This is a genomic window from Streptomyces bicolor, assembly GCF_000719285.1.
Taxonomy (GTDB): domain Bacteria; phylum Actinomycetota; class Actinomycetes; order Streptomycetales; family Streptomycetaceae; genus Streptomyces; species Streptomyces bicolor.
This window is the reverse complement of record NZ_JOFS01000004.1, coordinates 36,970-58,222: the sequence shown is the minus strand read 5'-3', so window position 1 is coordinate 58,222 and position 21,253 is coordinate 36,970. Positions and strand designations below refer to the sequence as shown.

Genomic DNA, 21,253 nt, shown 5'->3' with positions numbered 1-21,253 from the left:
CTACCACCAGGCCGAGTCCAGTCGCCCCTCGATCGCCCTGAGGTTCTCCCGGGAGCAGGTGTCGCAGAAGTAGTGGCGGTCGCCGTTCTCCACGGAGCACGTCCAGGTGGGCTGCGGTGCCTCGGCCCGGGTGCCGCAGCGAGCGCACACGAGCAGCTCGGACTCCGTGGCGGATCCGCCGTTGTCACTGCCTCCGGGAAGACTCGTCACTCGGCGACGATAACGCCGCCACCAGCTGATCGGCGGGCACAACGCACCGCGGGGGCCGGTCCGTTCGCACGGACCGGCCCCCGCGGGGAGCTACCGCCTCCCAGGCCGGGAGGCCACCGTCTGGTGGAGTGGTCGGTTACTGCATGACCGCCTTGGCGAGCGCGCGGCGGGCGCGCATCGAGGCGCGCTCGGCCCGGCGCTGCATGCGGCGAGCGGTCACCACATGCATGGCCCGGCGTTCCCGCTGGGCCTCGTGCCGTCGCTCGTGCATATGCGCACGTGCCAGGGCTTCTTGGATGAGTTGCATCTCTCGGTTCCTGTTCTGGCGCGAGTCGTTCGCGCCACGCGTGGTGAAGTCTTCAGGCGCGGAGCCTGCGAGTTCGTGGGTTGACGGCTTCATCGGGGCCTGCTTCTGGGGGTCGTGCGTGAGGGGACGGTCGATCGTTCCTGTGGTGTTCATGCCGTGACCGGGTTCTTGCGCGGGCGGCCACGCGGCCGCTTCCGGGCGACGACAACACCCTGGACGAACAGCTCGCCACCCCAGACGCCCCAGGGCTCACGCCGCTCCTTGGCGCCGGCGAGGCAGGCCTCCATCAGCGGGCAGGTGCGGCAGAGGGACTTGGCGTACTCGACGTCCGCCGGGGACTCGGCGAAGAAGACCTCCGGGTCGTAGGAACGGCAGGGGACGGGTACGCCGAGGTTCTCGATGGCGTCGTCGAGCGCGGTGAGCGCAGTGAGCGGGGTCAATGTGGAGTCCTCCGTGAGGCCGGGCTTGGGGATCACGTCTGAAGGCGGTACGGACGGGGCGTGCGCTTCGAGTTGCACGGTTCGTCTTCCTCGTCTGTTCGTTCCGGTCCTGTAGGACCGGGTGGCGGCTGGTACCGGGTTCTTTTCTTGTCCCGAGGCCCCTTCGCTCCGTCATCCCCGTTGGGGGACAAACAGAAGGGCCGCGGATCCCGGATGGGGTTCCGCGGCCCTGAAGGCGCCGGCCTGATCGGCTGTCAGGCTGGATCACTCCAGGGTTCTGGCCCACGGAAGGCCCACATCAGGTGGTGCTGCGTCGTCTGCTTCCGGAATCCGGCACCGGTCGCCGTGAAGGCATAGGCCTGCGCCTTTGCCTCTACTGCCGCTTCCAGTGCCTTGGTCGGTCGCTCATTGCGCTCACGGATGGGAAGACCCGCGAGAGACACGGAGGACGCCGGACGCGCGGCACGAATGCCGGACAGACCGGTGCCCTGGTTCGAGGCGCCGAGCATGCACAGGGAGGCGACGACCGAGCGATCGGTCATTTTCACGGTGCTGATGGAGCTGCTGTTGATGCTGATCACTGGACTCGCCTCCTCTCGGCGTCTCGGGGGACTGGGGTGAACCAGTCCGACGGGTATGCAAGTAGAACACGGAATTGGGGCCTCCGAGAAGGCCTCCGTTCCCGTGGCTAAGAACCTATGGGGATTGCTGGGGCATGCGCAAACTATTTTTTCGACGAGTTCGTGTCATTCCCCGTCGGCGCCCTCCCCAACCTCCTGGCCTGCACAGATGGCCAGCACATCGGCTCCGTAGCGCTCGAGCTTGCGCTTGAGGACACCCGGGATGCGGGAAAGCTCAACCGGACTGGTCGGCTCCGCCTCGGCGATGGCCATCAGGGTCCTGTCCGTGAAGACGCAGAAGTCCGGCTGGCCGCTGAGCCGCGCCTGCACCCCGCGCCATTCGCGGAGGCGTTCGTAGAGCCCCTCGTCCATGTCGGAGGGGCAGTCCTCGCAACGCATCAGCTTCATCTCACCGGCGTCGGTGAGCGTGCGCCCGCACACCCGGCAGCGGGCAGGGGTGCGCTGGGTCCGTCTCGGGGCGGCGTCCGGTCTGCTGGTGAAGCCTCGCTCGACACCTCCGGAACCACCGGCGGCGGTGCGTCCGGCCGTGGCGGTCGAGCCCGGGCGCAGTCCGTCGAGGAAGCGGCTGGGGCGGCGGTTCGGGCGGCCGCCGGGTGCGCGGGTGAGGGCCCAGGAGACATGGAGGTGCTGCCGGGCGCGGGTGACGCCGACGTAGAGGAGGCGGCGCTCCTCCTCGATCTGTTCATCGGTCTTCGCGTAGGTGATCGGCATCATGCCCTCGGCGACACCGACCAGGAAGACGACGTCCCACTCCAGGCCCTTGGCCGAGTGCAGGGAGGCCAGGGTGACGCCCTGGACGGTCGGGGCGTGCTGGGCGTTCGCCCGCTCGTCGAGTTCCGCCACCAGGTCGGCGAGGGTCGCTCCGGGCTTGGTGGCGGCGAAGTCCTGGGCGAGGTTCACCAGGGCGGCCAGCGACTCCCAGCGCTCCCTGACGGCGCCGGAGCCGGCCGGGGGCTCGGTGGTCCATCCCTCTCCCGACAGCACGGCACGCACCTGCGAGGGCAGGTCGACGGCGTCGTCGAGGAGCGAGTCGTTGCCGCCGAAGCGGGCCGCGCCACGCAGGGCGATGCCCGCCTTGCGCACTTCGGGACGGTCGAAGAACCGCTCGGCGCCCCGTAGCTGGTAGGGGACGCCCGCGTCGGCCAGGGCCTGCTCGTAGGTCTCGGACTGGGAGTTCGTGCGGAACAGGATGGCGATCTCGGCGGCCGGAACACCGGCGCCCATGAGTTCCCGAATGCGACGGGCGGCGCCCTCGGCCTCGGCGGGCTCGTCGGTGTACTCCGCGTAGACGGGTTCGGGGCCGGGGGCGCGCTGGGAGATCAGTTCCAGGCGATGGTCGGCGGCGCGGCCCCGGGCCTGGGCGAGGAGTCCGTTGGCGAGATGGACGACCTGGGGCGTGGAGCGGTAGTCGCGGACCAGCTTGACGACCGTGGCGCCGGGGTGGCGGGTGCGGAAGTCGAGCAGATGGTCGGGGGTTGCGCCAGTGAACGAGTAGATCGTCTGGCTGGCGTCGCCGACCACGCACAGGTTGTCCCGGTCGCCGAGCCAGAGCTCCAGCAGGCGCTGCTGCAGCGGGCTGACGTCCTGGTACTCGTCGACCACGAAGTGCTGGTACTGGGTGCGGACCTGGTCGGCGATGTCGTGCCGGTCCTGGAGGATGCCGACAGTGAGCAGCAGGACGTCCTCGAAGTCGATGACCGAGCGGTCCCGCTTGAGGTCCTCGTAGACGTTGTACAGCTGGGCGATCTCGGCCGGGTCGCGGGGGGCGTCGCGGCCGGCCTTGGCGGAGGCGAGGGCGTAGTCGGTGGGGACGGTCTGGGTGACCTTGGACCACTCGATCTCGGCGGTGACGTCCCGCAGCTCGTTCCGGTCGAGGCGGATGCGGCAGGCGGCGGCCGCGTCGGCGACGAGCTGGATCTTGCGGTCGACCAGCCGGGGCATGGAGCCGCCGATCGCTTTCGGCCAGAAGTACTGGAGCTGGCGCAAGGCGGCCGAGTGGAACGTTCGGGCCTGGACTCCGGCGGCGCCGAGTTGGCGGAGCCGGCCGCGCATCTCTCCGGCGGCGCGGTTGGTGAAGGTGACGGCGAGCACGCTGGAGGGCTGGAGGATGCTGGCGCGCACCCCGTAGGCGATCCGGTGGGTGATGGCCCGGGTCTTGCCCGTGCCGGCGCCCGCGAGCACGCACACCGGTCCGTGCAGGGCGGTGGCCACCTCGCGCTGCTCGGGGTCGAGCCCTTCGAGCACCGCGTCGGCAGAGTCCGGTGCCTGCGGGAAGAGGGTGGAGTGCGTTGCTGCTGTCACACGGCCATGCTGCCAGGTCGCCGGAGACGGCTGTGCCGGTTGTCCACAGGCAGGCACTGATAGTCGTACTAATGCGGCAGGCGTCACGTGCCGGGCATACCCCGGGTGGGAATGGGGCCCCGGTCGCGTACGTTCCCTCTCAGGACGACCTGTTCCCCCGATCCATCAGAGGAGCGCGCGAGACATGCAGGGCACTGTGACGATGTACAGCACGACGTGGTGCGGTTACTGCCAGCGGCTGAAGAAGCAGCTGGACCGCGAGGGCATCGCGTACACCGAGATCAACATCGAGCAGGACCCCGCGTCCGCGGCGTTCGTCGAGAAGGCGAATGGCGGAAACCAGACGGTCCCGACGGTGCTCTTCGCGGACGGTTCGACGCTGACGAACCCGTCGCTGGCTCAGGTGAAGCAGAAGATCGGCGTGTGATCGACGCGCACCAAGAGGGTGGCCGTCCCGGCTCGGGGCGGCCACCCTTTCGTTTGGCTGGCCCACGGTCACTGCGCGTCCGGCGCTCAGACGCTGCGCGTGGGTAGTGGCTTGCCGTACCAGAGCTCGATCAGGCGGGCCGCGATCGAGATGCCGTAGGGCGGCAGGACCTCGCCGGATTCGAAGGCGGCACGAAGCTCCTCGCGGGAGAACCAGCGGGCCTCGTGGATCTCGTCGCCGTCGACGTCGACCTCGGTGGAGGTGGCTCGGGCCATGAAGCCCAGCATGAGGCTGGACGGGAAGGGCCAGGGCTGGCTGGCGACGTACTCGACCTGGCCGACGGTGATCCCGGCCTCCTCGTAGACCTCGCGGCGCACCGTCTGCTCGATGGACTCGCCGGGCTCGACGAAGCCGGCGAGCGTCGAGAAGCGGCCCTCGGGCCAGTGGACCTGGCGGCCGAGGAGGATGCGGTCGTCCTCGTCGGTGACGGCCATGATCACGGCGGGGTCGGTGCGCGGGTAGTGTTCGGCGCCGCAGGCGGGGCAGCGGCGGATGTGGCCGGCCGCGGCGATCACCGTGCGCTCGCCGCAGCGGGAGCAGAAGCGGTGGGTGCGCTGCCAGTTCTCCAGGCCGACGGCGTGCACCATCAGGCCCACGTCGCGCGGCGACAGCAGCAGGCCCGCCTCGCGCAGGCCGGCCGCGCGCGCGGACTGGTCGATACGGCCGGGCAGCGCGTCTTTCTGGAGGGCGAAGTAGCTGACGCCGTCCTCGTCGATGCCGAGGAAGTAGCGGTGCGCCTCGGTGAGGGGGGCCTCGAAGGAGGGGGTCATGACGAGTTCGGTGCGCCCGTCCGCCGTCTCGTCGATGAGGACCTGGCCGCCGGAGACCACGAAGCAGCGGGTCGTGGGGTGGCTCCACGCCGCCGCGAGCCAGGCCTCGTCGAGCCGGTGGTGAGCTGCGCGGTCGATGCCGCTCGGGGCGGTGAGCGAGATGGGTCGGTCGGCGGTGTGGTCGGTCCAGGTGGTCACGGGTGCTTCCAACTCCCCCAGTGGAACGGTGTGCTTCGGTGGGCGGATCGGCGGGACGTGGGACGGGAGGCGACCGGGTGCGGCATGGCTCGGCGGTGCGGGGCGGCCATTTCAGTGTGCCCCGCGCGCGACGCCGCTCCGGACGGCCCCGGTGGCTCAGGGCGCATGGCGCCAGTTCGCGGCGAGGTCGCCCCACAGGTAGGCGGCGGTCTCGACGCCTTTGAGGAGAAGGTCGAGCTCGACCTTCTCGTTCGGGGCGTGCCAGCCGTCCGAGGGGACGGAGATGCCCAGGAAGAGCACGGGTGCGCCGAGGACGTCCTGGAGGTCGGCGGCGGGACCCGAGCCGCCTTCGCGCGTGAAGCGGACGGAGCCCTCGAAGGCGCGGGCCATGGCGCGTACGACGGACTGCAGAGCGGGGTGGTCCAGTGGCGTCAGGCACGGGCGCGTGGCCCCGCTGGAGGTGATCTCGCAGCGGATCCCGGCGGGAACCTGGTCTGCCACCCATGCGCGGACGGCCTTCTCGACGGCGTCGGGGTCCTGTCCGGCGACCAGCCGGAAGGAGAGCTTCACCATGGCGGAGGACGGGATGATCGTCTTGCTGCCGGCACCCTGATACCCGCCGCCGATCCCGTTGACCTCGGCGGTGGGCCGGGCCCAGATGCGCTCCAGGGTGGTGTGCCCGGCCTCGCCGTGAGTGGCGTAGGACTTGGCGGTGCGCAGCCACTGCCGCTCGTCGAAGGGCAGCTCGGCGAAGAGCTCGCGCTCGCGGTCGGTCAGCTCGACGATGCCGTCGTAGAAGCCGGGAATGGCCACGCGCGCGTGCTCGTCGTGCAGGGCGGCGACCAGGCGGGCGGCTGCGGTCGCCGGGTTGGGGACGGCGCCGCCGAAGGAGCCGGAGTGGATGTCCTGGTCGGGGCCGTACAGATGGATCTCGCACTCGGCGAGGCCGCGCATACCGGTGCACACAGTGGGCGTGTCCTCGGACCACATGCCGGTGTCGGAGACGATCACGGCGTCGGCGGCGAGCCGCTCGGTGTGCTCCTCGACGAGGGCGCGGAAGTGCGGGGAGCCGGACTCCTCCTCGCCCTCGATCAGCAGCTTCAGGTTGACGGCCGGGGTGGTGCGGCCGGTCGTGGCGAGGTGGGCACGGACTCCGAGTGTGTGGAAGAACACCTGGCCCTTGTCGTCGGCCGCCCCGCGCGCGTAGAGGCGCCCTTCCCGGATGACCGGCTCGAAGGGCTCGCTGTCCCAGCCGTCCTCGCGTGCGGCGGGCTGCACGTCATGGTGGCCGTAGACGAGCACCGTGGGCGCGTCCGGGTCGCCGGAGGGCCACTCGGCGAAGACGGCGGGCGCGCCCGGGGTCGGCCAGACCTCGGCGGTCGGGAAGCCGGTCTCCTTGAGCTTGGCGGCGAGCCAGTCGGCGCTGCGGCGTACGTCGGGAGCGTGGTCGGGCTGGGCCGACACGGAGGGGATGCGCAGCCACTCGGCGAGGTCGTCGAGGAAGGCGGCGCGATGCTGCTCGATGTACGTGCGGACAGCGCTGTCCGGGGTCTGGCTCATGGTCACGAGCCTATCGGCCCGCACCGACATCCTGGTTGGGCGGTTCCTCACAGTTCACCTCGGCGACCGGCCCCTCGGTGAGCAGCCGCTCCAGTGCCGCCCGGTCCGGCAGCTGGTCCGGGCGGACGACCTCGCCGCCCCGCACGTACACGAACACGGCGTCGACCGACTCCAGGGGCACGCCCTGCTGCTCGGCCCAGGCGAGCCGGTACAGGGCGAGCTGGAGCGGGTCGGCGGTGCGGGTGCGGTTGGTCTTCCAGTCGACGATCTCGTACGTCGCCCCGTCGCCGTCGCCGTCCTTGTACACGGCGTCGATACGGCCCCGTACGACGCGGCCGGCGATCGCGAGCTGGAAGGGGGCCTCGACCCGGTACGGAGTGCGGTGCGCGTACTCGGTGCGCTCGAAGGCGTCCTTCAGCGTCTCCAGGTCACGCTCGTCGGCGATCTCGGCCTCGCCGCCGGGCAGGTCGTCCGGCTCCAGCATGGGCAGCGTCAGCTCCTCGAAGCGGGCCTCGACCCAGGCGTGGAACCGGGTGCCTCGACGTGCGGCGGGTTGTGGGGGGCGCGGCATGGGGCGCGCGAGTTCCTGCGCGAAACCGTCCGGATCGGCGGCCAGACGCAGCAGCTGGGACGCGGTCAGTGACGCGGGCAGGGGTACGTCCGTGACGCTCGCGCGGGTGCGCAGGAGCTCCCCGGCGAGGGCGTCGAGGTCGCGGTCCCACGAGGCGATGGTTCTTGCCTCCTCCGGGGTGAGCGGTTCCTCCTCAGGGGTGAGGGGTTCATGTTCCGGGGGGTAGGGGCGTGCCTGCGGAGGCACTGCGGGGGATTCCGGAGACGTCGCCTGGTGCGGGACCGAGGGGCGGTCCGTGGTCCAGGAGTCCCAGTCGCCCGGGTCCTCTCCGGAGAAGGGGTTCTCCCCGTCGTACTCCTCGTGGAGCGCTTCGTCGTCCGGTGGTGGAGGCCAGTCCGGATCGTCGTAGGTGTCCGGGTCGTGCGTCGCCGCGGGATGGCCCTCCTCCCGGGAACTGGTGAGGCTCTCCAGGTGGGCCAGGACCGTCTCGGCGGCCGCGCGGCGTCGGGCCAGGGCGGCCTCGTCGAGCGGGAGGGGCCACACCTGGTCGGCGTTCTCCCGGTGCAGGGCCGGGTTCTCCTCGTCCTCTGCGGGCTCGTCGGCCCAGACCTCAATCTCGCCATGGCCGGCCGCGCAGTGGTCGTACAGGGCCTGCAGGAAGTCGGAGGGGCCGCGGGGCTTCTTCTGGTTCGGGCCCCACCAGTGGCCGGAGCCCAGCAGCAGGGAGCGGGGGCGGGTGAAGGTGACATAGCCGAGGCGGAGCTCCTCGGTGTGCTGGTGGTCCTTCATGGCCTCCTGGAAGGCCTTCAGACCGCGGGAGTCCCAGGAGACGACGTCGGGGAGCGTGTCGGCGTCGCCGCGCAGCTCGTGCGGCAGCACCTTGCCCTGGGCGGTCCACTTCTCGCGCCCCTTGGTGCTGGGGAAAGTGCCGGTGACCAGGCCGGGGACGGCGACGACGTCCCACTCCAGTCCTTTGGACTTGTGCGCGGTGAGCACCTTGACGGTGTTCTCGCCGCCGGGGAGGGCGTTGTCGAGGCCCTTCTCGTACTGGGCGGCGGTGCGCAGGAAACCGAGGAAGGCGAGCAGGGTCGCCTCGTTGTCGCCGGCCGCGAACGAGGCGGCGATGTCGAGGAAGTTGGACAGGGTCTCGCGGCGGCGGGCGGCCAGGGCATGCGGGGACGCCGAGAGCTCCACTTCCAGGCCGGTGACGGCGAGGACGCGGTGCAGGACGTCCATCAGCGGGTCGGACAGGGAACGGCGCAGGTCGCGCAGTTCGGTGGCCAGGCGGGCGAACCGCACGCGCGCGTCCGGCGAGAAGGGCAGATTGTCGTCGTCCTCGTCGCCGTCCAGCGGCGTCTCCAGGAACGTGTCGAGGGCATCCGCCAGCGAGATCACCTCGGCCGGGTCGACCCCCTCGACGGCCTCGGCCAAGCGGCGGTCCGGGTCGTCGTCGCCGTCCACGCGCGCGTGGGACACCAGCCGCCGTGCGCGGCGCCCCAGCAGGGCGAGGTCGCGCGGGCCGATGCGCCAGCGCGGGCCGGTGAGCAGGCGGACCAGGGAGGCGTTGGCGCCGGGGTCCTGGAGGACCTCGCAGACGGCGACCAGGTCGGCGATCTCGGGCAGGTGGAGCAGCCCGGACAGACCGACCACCTCGACGGGGACGTCCCGGGCGACGAGCGCGCCCTGGATCTCGGCGAAGTCGGTCGCCGTGCGGCACAGGACGGCGATCTCACCGGGCGCCTTCCCCGTGCGCACGAGATGGGCGATGGAGTCGGCGATCCAGTCCATCTCCTCGGCGTGCGTGGGCAGCAGCGCACAGCGGACCGTGCCGTCGCGCTCGGCTCCCGGAGCCGGGCGGAGGGCCTCCACGCCCGCGTGCATGGCGCGCAGAGGCTCCGCGAGGCCGTTGGCGAGGTCGAGGAGGCGGCCGCCGCTGCGACGGTTCTCGCTGAGCGCCTGGCGGCCTGCGGGGCGGCCGTCGGCATGGGCGAAGTGCTCGGGGAAGTCGTCGAGGTTGGCGACGGAGGCGCCGCGCCAGCCGTAGATCGCCTGGCAGGGGTCGCCCACGGCCGTCACGGGGTGGCCGGTGCCGCCCCCGAACAGGCCGGCCAGCAGGACGCGTTGGGCGACGGATGTGTCCTGGTACTCGTCCAGCAGCACCACGCGGAACTCGTCGCGCAGGATGCGGCCCACTTCGGGGATCTGGGCGAGCTGCGCCGACAGTGCGATCTGGTCACCGAAGTCGAGCAGGTCGCGCTCCCGCTTGGCGGCGCGATACCGGACCACGAGCTCGGCGAGTTCGCGGCGGGCCGCGGCCGTCTCGGGAACCTTGCGCAGATCGGCGTTGCTGAGCTTGGTGCCCTGGAGGGTGAGCAGCAGCTCGGCGTCGTACGCGCGCAGGGCCTCGGGCCGTACGAGATGCTCGGCGAGTTCGGCATCGAGGGCGAGGAGGTCGCTGACCAGGTCGGCGAAGGAGCGGGTGAGCGCCGGGTAGGGGCCTGGGGCTTCGCGCAGCACGCGCGCGGCGAGTTGGTAGCGGGTGGCGTCGGCGAGCAGCCGGGAGGTCGGTTCCAGGCCGATGCGCAGGCCGTGGTCGGTCAGCAGACGGCCGGCGAAGGCGTGGTACGTCGAGATCACCGGCTCGCCCGGCGGGTTGTCCGGGTCGATGACGTCGGGTTCGGTGACACCGGCCTTGACGAGCGCCTTGCGGACACGCTCGGCGAGTTCACCGGCGGCCTTGTTGGTGAAGGTCAGGCCGAGGACCTGTTCGGGGGCGACCTGGCCGGTGCCGACCAGCCACACCACGCGTGCCGCCATCACCGTCGTCTTGCCCGATCCGGCTCCTGCCACGATCACCTGCGGGGCGGGCGGCGCGACGATGCAGGCCGTCTGCTCCGGAGTGAACGGGATGCCGAGGAGCTCCTTGAGCTGCTCGGGATCGGTGATACGGGCGGGCACATCGCAGAGGCTAGCGGCGGGCACTGACAGTGGATGCCGGATCGGCCTTCGGGCCGGGAGAAGCGCAGGTCAGCACACGTGGTGTGATCGATCACTCCGGTTACTGACGATGTGTCGGACGATGTGTCACTCGACCACGTGCCGCCCTTCGGGCCGCGCGCTGCACGACGCCCGGAACGCGCAGTGTGTGCAGTGCTGGCCCGCGCTGGGTGTGAACCGCTCGTCGAGGACCTTGCCCGCCGCCGTGGCCAGCAGCTCGCCGACCCACTCCCCCTCGGCGCCCGCCAGAGGCTCCTGCCCCTGCACCTTGGGCAGCGTCTCGCCACCGTCCCGCTTGGCGGCGCCCTGGCGCAGCTGGACGAGTTCGGCGCCGCCCGGCTCGGGGCGTACGCCGTCGAAGGCCTCGTCGACGGCGCCCTCGTGGACGGCGAGCTGGTAGACGGCCAGCTGCGGGTGGCGGGCCACCTCGGCGGCGCTCGGTGCCTGCTTGCCGGTCTTGAAGTCGACGACGTAGGCGCGACCTTCGCCGTCGGCCTCGACGCGGTCCATCTGGCCGCGGATGCGCACCTCGAAGTCGCCGGCCTCCAGGGTCACGTCGAAGTCGTGCTCGCTCGCCACCGGTGTGCGCCCCGAGCGGTTCATCACATGCCACTTCAGGAAGCGTTCGAGCGCCACGCGTGCGTTGTCCTTCTCCTGCGCCGACTTCCACGGCGCGTCGAAGGCGAGCGCGTTCCACACGGAGTCGAGGCGCTCCATGAGGACGGCGAGGTCGGCCGGGGTGTGTCCGGAGGCGACCTCGTCGGCGAGGACGTGCACCACGTTGCCGAAGCCCTGGGCGGCGGTGGCGGGCGCGTCGGCCTTCACCTCGCGGCCCAGGAACCACTGCAGGGCACAGGTGTTGGCGAGCTGGTCGAGCGCGCTTCCGGAGAGCACGACGGGCTGGTCGCGGTTGCGCAACGGCACCTTGGACTCGGTCGGCTCGAACATGCCCCACCAGCGGTAGGGGTGCGCGGACGGGACCAACGGGCGGCCGTCCTCGTCGGCGAGCGCGGCGAGCCGGGCCAGCCGGCGTGCGGCGGCCTCCCTGAGGGTGTCCGACGCGCGCGGGTCGACCGTGGTGGCCCGCAGCTCGGCGACGAGCGCGGCGACGGAGAGCGGACGGCGCGGGCGGCCCGTCACGTCCTTGGGCTCCACGCCGAGCTCGGTCAGGAAGCGGGAGGGCTGGTCGCCGTCGTCAGCCGGGGCCTTCACCGCCGTGACGACGAGGCGTTCACGCGCGCGTGTGGCCGCGACGTAGAACAGGCGGCGCTCCTCCGCCAGCAGTGCCCCAGGGGTGAGCGGTTCGGCGAGTCCGTCGCGGCCGATGCGGTCGGCCTCCAGGAGCGAGCCGCGGCGGCGCAGGTCCGGCCACAGACCCTCCTGGACGCCGGCGACGACGACCAGGCGCCACTCCAGGCCCTTGGAGCGGTGTGCGGTCATCAGGCGCACGGCGTCGTGACGTGCCGCACGCCGCGTGAGGGTGTCTGCGGCGATGTCCTCGGCCTCGATCTCCTCCAGGAAGTTCAGGGCGCCCCGCCCGCCGGTGCGCTCCTCCGCGCGGGCCGCTGTCGCGAACAGCGCGCATACGGCGTCCAGGTCACGGTCGGCGTTGCGGCCGGCCGCGCCGCCGCGGCGGGCGGTCCGCTCCAGGCGTGCGGGCCACGGCGTGCCCTCCCACAGATCCCACAGCGCCTCCTCGGCCGTACCGCCGCCCGCGAGGCGCTCACGGGCCTTGCGGAGCAACGCGCCGAGGCGCTGGGCGCCACGCGCGTACGTGGGGTCGTGCACCGCCAGCCGCTCCGGCTCGGCCAGCGCCCGTGCGAGCAACTCGTCCGAGGGCGGCGGCAAGGGGTTGCCCGCGGCCCGCTCCTCGTCGCGCAGGGCCCGCCCGAGGCGGCGCAGATCCGCGGCGTCCATGCCGGCGAGGGGGGAGGCGAGCAGGGTGAGGGCGGTCTCGGTGTCGAGCCAGGACGGCGTGGGCTGCTTGGGCTGCGGCTCCTCCCCCTGGCCCGGCTGAGGCTCCTCCGGCTCTCCCAGCTGCCCCGGCTCAGGCTCCTTCGCCTGCCCCGGCTCCTCCGGCACCTCGGCATGAGCCTCCTCGCCGGGACGTACCAAAGCCTCCCCGCCCGCGGCCACCGAAGCATCCGCCGAGGCCACGGAAGCCTCCGCCCCGGCCACCGCAGGCTCCTCCAAGGCCACCGAAGCCTCCGCCGTGGCCACCGAAGCCTCGGCCCTGGCCACCGCCCGCAACGCCGTCAGCAGCGGGGCCACGGACGGCTCGTGCCGCAGTGGCAGATCGTCGCCGTCGATGTCCAGCGGCACCCCGGCGGCCGTGAGCGCCCGGCGCACGGTCGGGATCGTGCGGGACCCCGCACGCACCAGGACAGCCATCTCGCCCCAGGGGACGCCGTCCTCCAGGTGCGCCCTGCGCAGGATGTCGGCGATGTTGTCCAGCTCGGTGCCGGGCGTCGGGTACGTGAAGACCTCGACGCGGCCGCCCTCGCGGACCGGGGCGAGCTCTCGGTGGGCGCGTACCTTCTCCGCCGGAAGCCGGGTCAGCGGCATGCGCTGGGTCAGCAGCCGGGTCGCGGACAGCAGGTCGGCACCGGAGCGGCGTGAGGTGCGCAGGACCTCGACGGGCGCGGGGCTGCCGTCCGCGCGCGGGAAGGCGTGCGGGAACTCCAGGATGCCGTTCACGTCGGCGCCCCGGAACGCGTAGATCGACTGGTCGGGGTCGCCGAAGGCCACCAGGGTGCGGCCGCCGCCTGCGAGGGCGCGCAGCAGCCGTACCTGGGCCGGATCGGTGTCCTGGTACTCGTCGACGTACACGGCGTCGTACTGCGCGGCGAGCCGCTGGGCGGCCTCGGGACGGCGGGCGAGGAGCACCGCGCGGTGGACCAGTTCGGCGTAGTCGAGCACGCCCTGCAGGTCGAGCACGTCGAGGTACTCGGCGAGGAAGAATGCCGCGGCGCGCCAGTCCGGGCGGCCGATACGGCGGGCGAAGGCGTCCAGGGCTTCGGGGCCGAGACCCAGCTCACGGCTGCGGGCGAGGACCGCGCGGACCTCGTCGGCGAAACCACGGGTGGTCAGGCAGGCGCGCAGCTCGTCCGGCCAGCGCACGTGCGCCAGACCGAGCCGCTCCAGATCGGGCTGGCCCGCGAGCAGCTCCCGTACGGTCACGTCCTGCTCGGGGCCGGACAGCAGCCGCAGCGGTTCCACGAACAGGCCGCTGTCCTGGTGGGCGCGGACCAGGGCGTAGCAGAAGGAGTGGAAGGTGGTCGCCTGGGGCGCGCGGGCGGCCCCTATGCGCAGTGCCATGCGGTCGCGCAGCTCCACCGCGGCCTTGCGGCTGAAGGTCAGCACCAGGATGCGCTCGGGGTCGCCACCGCGGGCGATGCGCGCCGCCACGGACTCGACCAGCGTGGTGGTCTTTCCGGTGCCCGGACCTGCGAGAACGAGCATCGGGCCGATGGTGTGGTCAACCACCGCGCGCTGTGCCGCGTCCAGATGAGGGGGAGCCACTTGTTCGACAGGGGTCCGCACCAGCCGGTAAGCGCCACGGGTCCCCTGTCGCACCTGGGGGTGCGACAGGCGCCTGGTGGAGGAAGAGGAGCTCACGTGGTTCGCCGGTCCTGGTGGGTGTGCTGGTGGGTGGCCCCTCGCGCGTGGAGGGCGGTGGCCGCGGGGTGAGGGGGACACGCGCCGTTGACGCTACGCCGAGGAGCAGTGCGGAAGCAGGGCTTCCGATTCATCCCTCGGAGCACTCGGGCCACGTGCGTCCCTCGCCTCACGAACGTACGTCATGTCACGGACGTGCCCGGTTTCGCCCGTATGGATCACAGGTCACACCGAGGGCCGTCGGATGGCGGAAGCTGTCAGGTGTGACCCTGTGCGCGTTCACCGCCGTCCCAGCGCGCCCGCTTCATGTCGAGGCGCGGCAGGTGGCCCTCGGCGGCCCTGCTCGCCTCCTTCAGAGGCGTGCCCTCCGCGCGGTAGTGCTCCAGCGCTCTCAGCTCGTGACCGGGCAGCAGGACCCCGTCAGCGCGGACCACCCGCCACCACGGAACGGCTCCCCCGAAGAGGGCCATCGCCCTGCCGACCTGGCGGGGCCCGCCCTCCTCCAGCCATTCCGCGACGTCCCCGTACGTCATGACGCGCCCCGACGGGATCAGTTCGGCCACCTCGAGGACCCGCTCGGCGTACTCCGGCAGCGCGTCGGGGTACTCCTCATAGGCGGTGTCGTACGCCGGACGGGCGGCGCCCGGAAGGCTCTCCTCGCTCATCCGCCCCATCCTGCCCCACCCCACCGACAATGTGACGCGCTCGCCACTGTGCGTATCCCTCGCCCCGCGGCGACGCTTCGGGCAGACTGTGCGACCCCGCATTTGCACCCTGATGCCCCCGTGTGTCGGTGCGGCATGCCACCATCATGCGGGCGGTGACTGGTGATACGAGATCAAGAAGAGACGATGAAGCAACAGGGTGTGCACCCGGAGGGCACGGAGAGCACCTCTGACGCTTCGTCGCGCCCGGGCACCGCGAACGCCGCGAAAAAGGACAGCGGCGAGAGCGAGGGCGGCGCGAAGCACGAGGTCGGGAAGGGCGCCGACACGAGCGGCACCGGCCCCGAGAGCGGGCAGGACGCCGACACCAGCGACGTCGGCCGCAAGGCCGTCGAGGGCAAGGCCACGGACGACAACGAGGAGACCCACGTCGACGAGGTCGAGGGCGACGAACCGCTGCTCCCCGCGCGCGTGCACCGTCCGTCCGACCTGATGCGACTCCTCGTGGGCGTGCTGGGCATCGCCCTGCTGCTCGCGATCGCCGCGTTCGCGCACGGCACCACCTCGGGTCTCGAGCAGGACATCAACAAGGGCACCGGACAGGCGCCCGACGTGTTCAGCAAGATGGCCGGGCTCGTGTCCAGCATCGCGATCCTCCTGGTGCCGGTCGCCTTCGCGATCGAGCGGCTGATCAAGCGGGACGGGCTGCGCATCGCGGACGGCGTCCTCGCGGCCGTCCTCGCGCACGGAGTGACACTCGCCACGGACCTGTGGGTCGCGCGAGCCGCCCCGGAGTCCATCCGGGACGCGCTGACCCAGCCCTCGCCCGGTGACGTCGGCTCCCTCACCGACCCGGTGCACGGCTATCTCGCCCCGGTCATCGCGTACATGACCGCCGTGGGCATGTCCCGCAGACCCCGCTGGCGTGCGGTCCTGTGGGCGGTGCTGGTCCTGTACGCCTTCTCCATGCTGGTCACCGGCTACACCACGCCGTTCTCGATCATCCTGACACTGCTGATCGGCTGGACCGTCGCCTACGGCACCCTGTACGCGGTCGGCTCGCCCAACGTCCGGCCCACCGGGCGAACTCTGATGGCGGGCCTGCGGCATGTCGGTTTCCGTCCGGTGAGCGCGGCCCGTGAGGAGGGCTCCGACACCCAGGAGACCGGCGACCGCGGTCGGCGCTACTTCGTCACGCTGGAAGACGGCCCGCCGCTGGATGTGACGGTGGTCGACCGGGAGCAGCAGGCTCAGGGCTTCTTCTACCGCGCCTGGCGGAATCTGACGCTGCGCGGCTTCGCCACCCGCAGCAGCCTCCAGTCGCTGCGCCAGGCCCTGGAGCAGGAGGCCCTGCTCGCCTACGCCGCCATCGCGGCCGGCGCCAACGCTCCCAAGCTGATCGCCACCTCCGAGCTCGGCCCGGACGCGGTGATGCTCGTCTACGAGCACACCGGCGGGCACACCCTGGACTCGCTGCCGGACAAGGAGATCACCGACGACCTGCTGCGCGGCACCTGGCACCAGGTCAAGGCACTGCAGTCCCGGCGCATCGCGCACCGCAGGCTGGTCGGTGACGCGATTCTGGTGGATCGTTCCGGCAAGGTGATCATCACAGATCTGCGTATCGGTGAGATCGCGGCCAACAATCTGCTGCTGCGCATGGACATCTCCCAGTTGCTGGTGACGCTCGGCCTCCGGGTCGGCGCCGAGCGCGCGGTGGCCTCGGCGGTGAGCGTGCTCGGCCCCGACGCCGTGGCCGACTGCCTGCCGATGCTGCAGCCCATCGCGCTGAGCCGCTCCACGCGCGCGACGCTGCGCAGACTCGCCCGGGAGCGCGCCCAGCGCGAGCGCGAGGCGGTGCTGGAGGCGTCCCGGCACGCCAAGCAGGCCCGCAGCGAGGAGGCCACGGACGACTCCGGGGCCGTACTCGACAAGCCGGACAAGAAGACCGTACGGGCACAGGCGCGGGCCGATAAGCGGGCCATCGACGAGGCCCTGGACGAAGCACGCGAGGAGGACCTGCTCACGCAGATCCGCCACGAGGTGCTGCTCATCCGGCCGCAGGCGCCGGTCGAGCCGGCCCGCCTGGAGCGGGTGCGGCCGCGCACGCTGATCAGCTTCATCGCCGGTGCCATCGGCGCGTACTTCCTGCTGACACAGCTCACGCACATCGAGTTCGGCCCGCTCGTGTCCAACGCCGAGTGGGGCTGGGTGGTCGCGGCCGTGCTGTTCTCGGCCGCCAGCTACTTCGCGGCGGCGATGGCTCTGCTGGGGTTCGTGCCCGAGCGGGTGCCGTTCCGGCGGACCGTGGCGGCGCAGGTCGCCGGGTCGTTCGTGAAGATCGTCGCGCCGGCCGCGGTCGGTGGCGTCGCCCTCAACACACGCTTCCTGCAGCGCGCGGGAGTGCGGCCGGGGCTCGCGGTGGCGAGCGTCGGCGCGTCGCAGCTGTTCGGGCTCGGCTGCCACATCCTGATGCTGCTGGCCTTCGGCTATCTCACCGGCACCGAGAAGACGCCGTCGCTGTCGCCGTCCCGGACCGTCATCGCGGGTCTGCTGACGGTGGCGGTCCTCGTGCTTGTCGTGACCTCGGTGCCGTTCCTGCGGAAATTCGTCGTCACGCGCGTGAGGTCACTGTTCGCGGGTGTCGTGCCGCGCATGCTCGATGTGCTCCAGCGGCCGCAGAAGCTGGTCACGGGCATCGGCGGCATGCTGCTGCTCACCGCCTGCTTCGTGCTGTGCCTGGACGCCTCGATCCGGGCCTTCGGCAGCGAGGGCACCTCGCTCAGCATCGCCAGCGTGGCCGTCGTCTTCCTCGCGGGCAACGCGCTCGGCTCGGCGGCCCCGACACCGGGCGGCGTGGGCGCCGTGGAGGCGACTCTGACCGTCGGCCTGATTGCCGTGGGCCTGCCCAGCGAGGTCGCCGCACCGGCGGTGCTGCTGTTCCGCCTGCTGACGCTGTGGCTGCCGGTACTGCCGGGTTGGCTGGCCTTCAACCACTTGACCCGCAAAGGCGCGCTGTAGCGCGAGGCGGCGCGCGGAGAACGGAGCGTCTCGTGGTGCGCGCGGTCCGGTCGCACACGCCGTCCGGTCGTACGCGCGGTCCGGTCGTTGGCGACCTCGATTTCGGCGGTCCTGTCGTACGAGAAGCAGGGCGCCATACGGTGTGAGGGCACGGAAACGGTGAGGCGCCGCGGTACCTCGTACGGCTCGCGCCCCGAGCGCCCCGCCTCGTACGACCGCAGGATGGGACCATGCCGAACCCGCCCCGGATACGCGCCGTCGCCCTGGCCACCACCGCACTGCTGCTGATCTCCCTGCCGACCGGCTGCAGCGACGACGACTCCGGGGACGAGGACCTGACCGTCCAGGAGCTGAGCTGGGAGGACTGCCCCGCTCCCTCCCAGGCTCAGGGCGGCGGGGGCAGCCCGTCGCCTCTGCCGGACGACGGCACATGGCAGTGCGCCACGATGAAGGCGCCCCTCGACTGGGACGATCCCAAGGGCGACACGATCGGCATCGAGCTGATCCGGGTGAAGGCCGGCGACCAGGACCGGCGCATCGGCTCGCTGATCTTCAACTTCGGCGGGCCCGGCGCCTCGGGCGTCACCACGCTGCCCGCCTTCGGCGACGCGTACGAGAAGCTGCGCACCCGCTACGACCTGGTGAGCTTCGATCCACGCGGGGTCGGCCGCAGCGAGCCCGTGCTGTGCGAGAACGACCAGCACCTCGACGCCTTGTTCCAGCAGGACGCGACGCCGGACGACGCCACCGAGCGGGCCGAACGGCTGGACAGCATCAAGGAATTCAGCGAGGCATGCGAGGAGAACTCCCAGGACATGCTGCCGCATGTGCGCACCACCGACGCGGCCCGTGATCTGGACCTGATGCGGCAGGTGCTCGGCGACGACAAACTGCACTACTTCGGCATCTCGTACGGCACCGAACTCGGCGGCGTCTACGCCCACTTGTTCCCCAAGAACATTGGACGGGCCGTCTTCGACGCGGTCGTCGACCCGACGAAGAACCCCGAGCAGACCTCGCTCGCGCAGGCCGAGGGCTTTCAGCTCGCGCTCGACAACTTCGCCGCGGACTGCGTCTCCAAGGCCGAGGCCTGCCCGATCGGCGACACCGCCCAGGACGTCAAGGACCGCATCGCCAAGCTGCTGAAGGACCTCGACGGCAAGCCGATCCAGGGCATCTTCCCGCGCGAGCTGACCCAGACCGCCGCGACCTCCGGCATTTTGCAGGCGCTGTACAGGAAGGACTACTGGGAGTTGCTCACCCAGGGCCTGGTGCTGGCGTACGAAGGTGACGGCAGCGTCCTGATGCAGTTGGCCGACTCGAGCAACGGACGCAGGGAGAACGGCGAGTACAGCAACATCATCCCGGCCAACGTGTCGATCAACTGCTCCGACGAAGCACCCCGCTACACAGCCGAGTACGTGGAGCGGAAGCTGCCCGAATTCCGGGCCGCATCGAACCTGTTCGGCGACTCCTTGGCCTGGTCCCTGCTCACTTGCACCGACTGGCCTGTCCCGGGCGCCGTCGACCATCCCGACGTCAGCGCGCCCGGTTCGGCGCCGATCCTCGTCGTGGGCAACACGGGCGACCCGGCCACGCCGTACGAGGGCGCACGGCGGATGGTGGAGTCACTGGGCAAGGGGGTGGGCGTCGAGCTGACGTACAAGGGGCAGGGACACGGTGCGTACAACAGCAAGAACAGGTGCGTGCAGGACACGGTGAACGGTTACCTGCTGGACGGGAAGATGCCCAAGGCAGGAACAGTGTGCTCCTGAGCCGCCCGCCGGGAGCCTGAATCCGCAGGTCAGAGAGTTATCCACAGGCTGCGCCGGCTGTTTCCCGATCCGCCTACCATGGCCTGACCGCCATCCGCGGCACAGAGCGGACGGCCTGCGAGGGGGGAAGTGACATGGCGCGTTTTGTACGGTGGACGGCCCTGACGGCCGCCGCCGCGCTGCTGGTGACGGGCTGCAGCGGCGACTCGTCCGACGGCGACGCGGCCGACGGGAGGACCAGCGGGCCGAGCTCACCGGCAGCGTCCACGGACTCGGCGGCGACCCCGCTGCCCACCTCCCTGACCTCGCAGAAGCTCGACTGGGGGCGCTGCAAGGCCACCGGAGACTCCCCCGCGCCGGGCGACGAGTGGCAGTGCGCGACGCTCAAGACGCCGCTGGACTGGGCGGAACCGGACGGCAGGACGATCGACCTCGCGCTGATCCGCACCAAGGCGACCGGCGACGACCGCATCGGCTCGCTCCTGTTCAACTTCGGCGGCCCGGGCAGCTCAGGGGTCTCCACGCTGCCGTGGTACGCCTCGACCGCGTCCGAGCTGCGCGAGCGGTACGACCTGGTGAGCTGGGACCCGCGCGGGGTGAGCTCGAGTGAAGGCGTCCGCTGCCGCAGCGACAAGGAGATCGAGGCCTCCGAGTCCGTGGACATCACACCGGACACCCCGGCCGAGGAGACGGCGTACTTCCGGGACGCCGCCGCCTTCGGCCAGGGCTGCCAGAAGTCGGCGGGCAGGCTGATGGCACATGTATCGACGACCGACACCGCCCGCGACATGGACCTGATGCGCCAGGTCCTCGGCGACTCGAAGACGCACTACTTCGGCATCTCGTACGGCACCGAACTCGGCGGCGTCTACGCCCACCTGTTCCCGAAGAACGTGGGGCGCCTGATCCTGGACGCGGTCGCCGACCCGAGCGCCGACTCGAAGGGGCACGTCGAGAACCAGGCCCGGGGCTTCCAGCGCGCGCTCGACAACTATCTCGAGTCCACCGGCCAGAACGCCGGCGAAGGCTCGCAGAAGATCGTGAACATGCTGAAGCGGATCGACGCGAACCCGCTGCCGACATCCTCCGGACGCAAGCTCACGGAGACGCTCGCGCTCATCGGCCTCCTCAATCCGCTCTACAGCGAGGCGAGCTGGCCGACGCTGACGAGCGCCCTGGAGGCGGCCGAAGAGGGAGACGGCTCGGAGCTCCTGGCACTCGCCGACGACTACAACGACCGCGACACCTCGGGCCACTACGCCACGGGGGCCCACTCCCAACGGGTCATATCGTGCCTGGACGACAAGCAGCGGCCGACGGTCGCGGAGACGAAGAAGCTGCTGCCACGCTTCGAGAAGGTCTCACCCGTCTTCGGACCCATGCTGGGCTGGGACACGTCCGGCTGGTGCCACGACTGGCCGGTGGCCGGGCAGTACGACACGCCGGAGGTGAGCGCGCCTGGTTCGGCACCGATCCTGCTGGTGGGCAACACCGGCGACCCGGCGACGCCCTACGAGGGCACCCGGAGGATGGCGGACGAACTGGGCAAGGGCGTCGGCGTGGTGCTCACCTGGAAGGGCGAGGGCCACTCCGCGTACGGGAAGGGCAGCGACTGCGTCGACTCCACGGTGAACGCGTACCTGCTGGAAGGAGCGGTGCCGAAGGACGGCAAGGTCTGCTCATGACGACGGC

14 protein-coding genes are annotated in these 21,253 nt (G+C 71.4%); 4 read left to right on the top strand and 10 right to left on the bottom strand.

The window, feature by feature from the left end:
- The 5 genes from IF78_RS0105445 to IF78_RS0105425 all read right to left on the bottom strand — a co-directional run bounded on the left by IF78_RS0105445 (position 1) and on the right by IF78_RS0105425 (position 3,899).
- On the bottom strand, positions 1-210 hold the full coding sequence (locus IF78_RS0105445; RefSeq protein ID WP_031479363.1) for a hypothetical protein: 210 nt from the start codon (positions 208-210) through the stop codon (positions 1-3).
- A 136-nt stretch (positions 211-346) separates the two neighbouring features.
- Entirely contained in the window at positions 347-670 is a 324-nt protein-coding gene (locus IF78_RS0105440) for a hypothetical protein (protein ID WP_031479361.1), read from the bottom strand.
- The gene (locus tag IF78_RS0105435) at positions 667-1,035 is read right to left on the bottom strand and encodes a WhiB family transcriptional regulator (RefSeq protein ID WP_031479359.1); all 369 of its coding nucleotides are present in this window, start codon (positions 1,033-1,035) and stop codon (positions 667-669) included. Before IF78_RS0105435 ends, IF78_RS0105440 begins: the two co-directional genes overlap by 4 nt.
- Positions 1,036-1,211: 176 nt before the next feature.
- Complete coding sequence (locus IF78_RS45710) at positions 1,212-1,538, bottom strand: hypothetical protein (RefSeq protein WP_078662316.1); 327 nt, start codon at positions 1,536-1,538, stop codon at positions 1,212-1,214.
- 165 nt (positions 1,539-1,703) lie between these two features.
- The gene (locus tag IF78_RS0105425) at positions 1,704-3,899 is read right to left on the bottom strand and encodes an ATP-dependent DNA helicase UvrD2 (RefSeq protein WP_199921376.1); all 2,196 of its coding nucleotides are present in this window, start codon (positions 3,897-3,899) and stop codon (positions 1,704-1,706) included.
- A 184-nt stretch (positions 3,900-4,083) separates the two neighbouring features.
- Between IF78_RS0105425 and IF78_RS0105420 the strand changes: the two genes are divergently transcribed.
- On the top strand, positions 4,084-4,326 hold the full coding sequence (locus IF78_RS0105420) for a mycoredoxin (protein ID WP_031479355.1): 243 nt from the start codon (positions 4,084-4,086) through the stop codon (positions 4,324-4,326).
- Positions 4,327-4,412: 86 nt separating this feature from the next.
- Here IF78_RS0105420 and nudC read toward each other — a convergent pair whose 3' ends face one another.
- The 5 genes from nudC to IF78_RS0105395 form a co-directional block, all read right to left on the bottom strand.
- Positions 4,413-5,354, bottom strand: a complete 942-nt coding sequence (gene nudC / locus IF78_RS0105415; protein WP_031479353.1) for an NAD(+) diphosphatase — start codon at positions 5,352-5,354, stop codon at positions 4,413-4,415.
- 156 nt (positions 5,355-5,510) lie between these two features.
- Positions 5,511-6,914, bottom strand: a complete 1,404-nt coding sequence (locus tag IF78_RS0105410; protein ID WP_031479351.1) for a dipeptidase — start codon at positions 6,912-6,914, stop codon at positions 5,511-5,513.
- Positions 6,915-6,924: 10 nt separating this feature from the next.
- Positions 6,925-10,443, bottom strand: coding sequence for an ATP-dependent helicase (locus IF78_RS0105405; RefSeq protein ID WP_031479349.1), 3,519 nt, complete (start codon positions 10,441-10,443; stop codon positions 6,925-6,927).
- 126 nt (positions 10,444-10,569) lie between these two features.
- Positions 10,570-14,100, bottom strand: coding sequence for an ATP-dependent DNA helicase (locus IF78_RS0105400; protein WP_078662314.1), 3,531 nt, complete (start codon positions 14,098-14,100; stop codon positions 10,570-10,572).
- A gap of 257 nt (positions 14,101-14,357) precedes the next feature.
- Entirely contained in the window at positions 14,358-14,765 is a 408-nt protein-coding gene (locus tag IF78_RS0105395; protein ID WP_031479345.1) for an MGMT family protein, read from the bottom strand.
- A 186-nt stretch (positions 14,766-14,951) separates the two neighbouring features.
- On the opposite strand from IF78_RS0105395, the gene IF78_RS0105390 reads away from it, so the two are divergent.
- From IF78_RS0105390 to IF78_RS0105380, 3 genes are all read left to right on the top strand, one after another.
- The gene (locus tag IF78_RS0105390) at positions 14,952-17,786 is read left to right on the top strand and encodes a lysylphosphatidylglycerol synthase transmembrane domain-containing protein (protein ID WP_031479343.1); all 2,835 of its coding nucleotides are present in this window, start codon (positions 14,952-14,954) and stop codon (positions 17,784-17,786) included.
- A 230-nt stretch (positions 17,787-18,016) separates the two neighbouring features.
- Complete coding sequence (locus IF78_RS0105385; RefSeq protein WP_031479341.1) at positions 18,017-19,561, top strand: alpha/beta hydrolase; 1,545 nt, start codon at positions 18,017-18,019, stop codon at positions 19,559-19,561.
- A 134-nt stretch (positions 19,562-19,695) separates the two neighbouring features.
- The gene (locus IF78_RS0105380) at positions 19,696-21,246 is read left to right on the top strand and encodes an alpha/beta fold hydrolase (protein WP_031479339.1); all 1,551 of its coding nucleotides are present in this window, start codon (positions 19,696-19,698) and stop codon (positions 21,244-21,246) included.
- The last annotated feature ends 7 nt before the right edge of the window (positions 21,247-21,253 follow it).

Excerpts from the sequence above, each read along its gene's own strand:
- IF78_RS0105440 (WP_031479361.1), bottom strand. The coding sequence starts at position 670 with ATGAACACCACAGGAACGATCGACCGTCCCCTCACGCACGACCCCCAG.
- IF78_RS0105420 (WP_031479355.1), top strand. The coding sequence starts at position 4,084 with ATGCAGGGCACTGTGACGATGTACAGCACGACGTGGTGCGGTTACTGC.
- IF78_RS0105410 (WP_031479351.1), bottom strand. The coding sequence starts at position 6,914 with ATGAGCCAGACCCCGGACAGCGCTGTCCGCACGTACATCGAGCAGCAT.
- IF78_RS0105395 (WP_031479345.1), bottom strand. The coding sequence starts at position 14,765 with ATGAGCGAGGAGAGCCTTCCGGGCGCCGCCCGTCCGGCGTACGACACC.
- IF78_RS0105390 (WP_031479343.1), top strand. The coding sequence starts at position 14,952 with ATGAAGCAACAGGGTGTGCACCCGGAGGGCACGGAGAGCACCTCTGAC.
- IF78_RS0105385 (WP_031479341.1), top strand. The coding sequence starts at position 18,017 with ATGCCGAACCCGCCCCGGATACGCGCCGTCGCCCTGGCCACCACCGCA.
- IF78_RS0105380 (WP_031479339.1), top strand. The coding sequence starts at position 19,696 with ATGGCGCGTTTTGTACGGTGGACGGCCCTGACGGCCGCCGCCGCGCTG.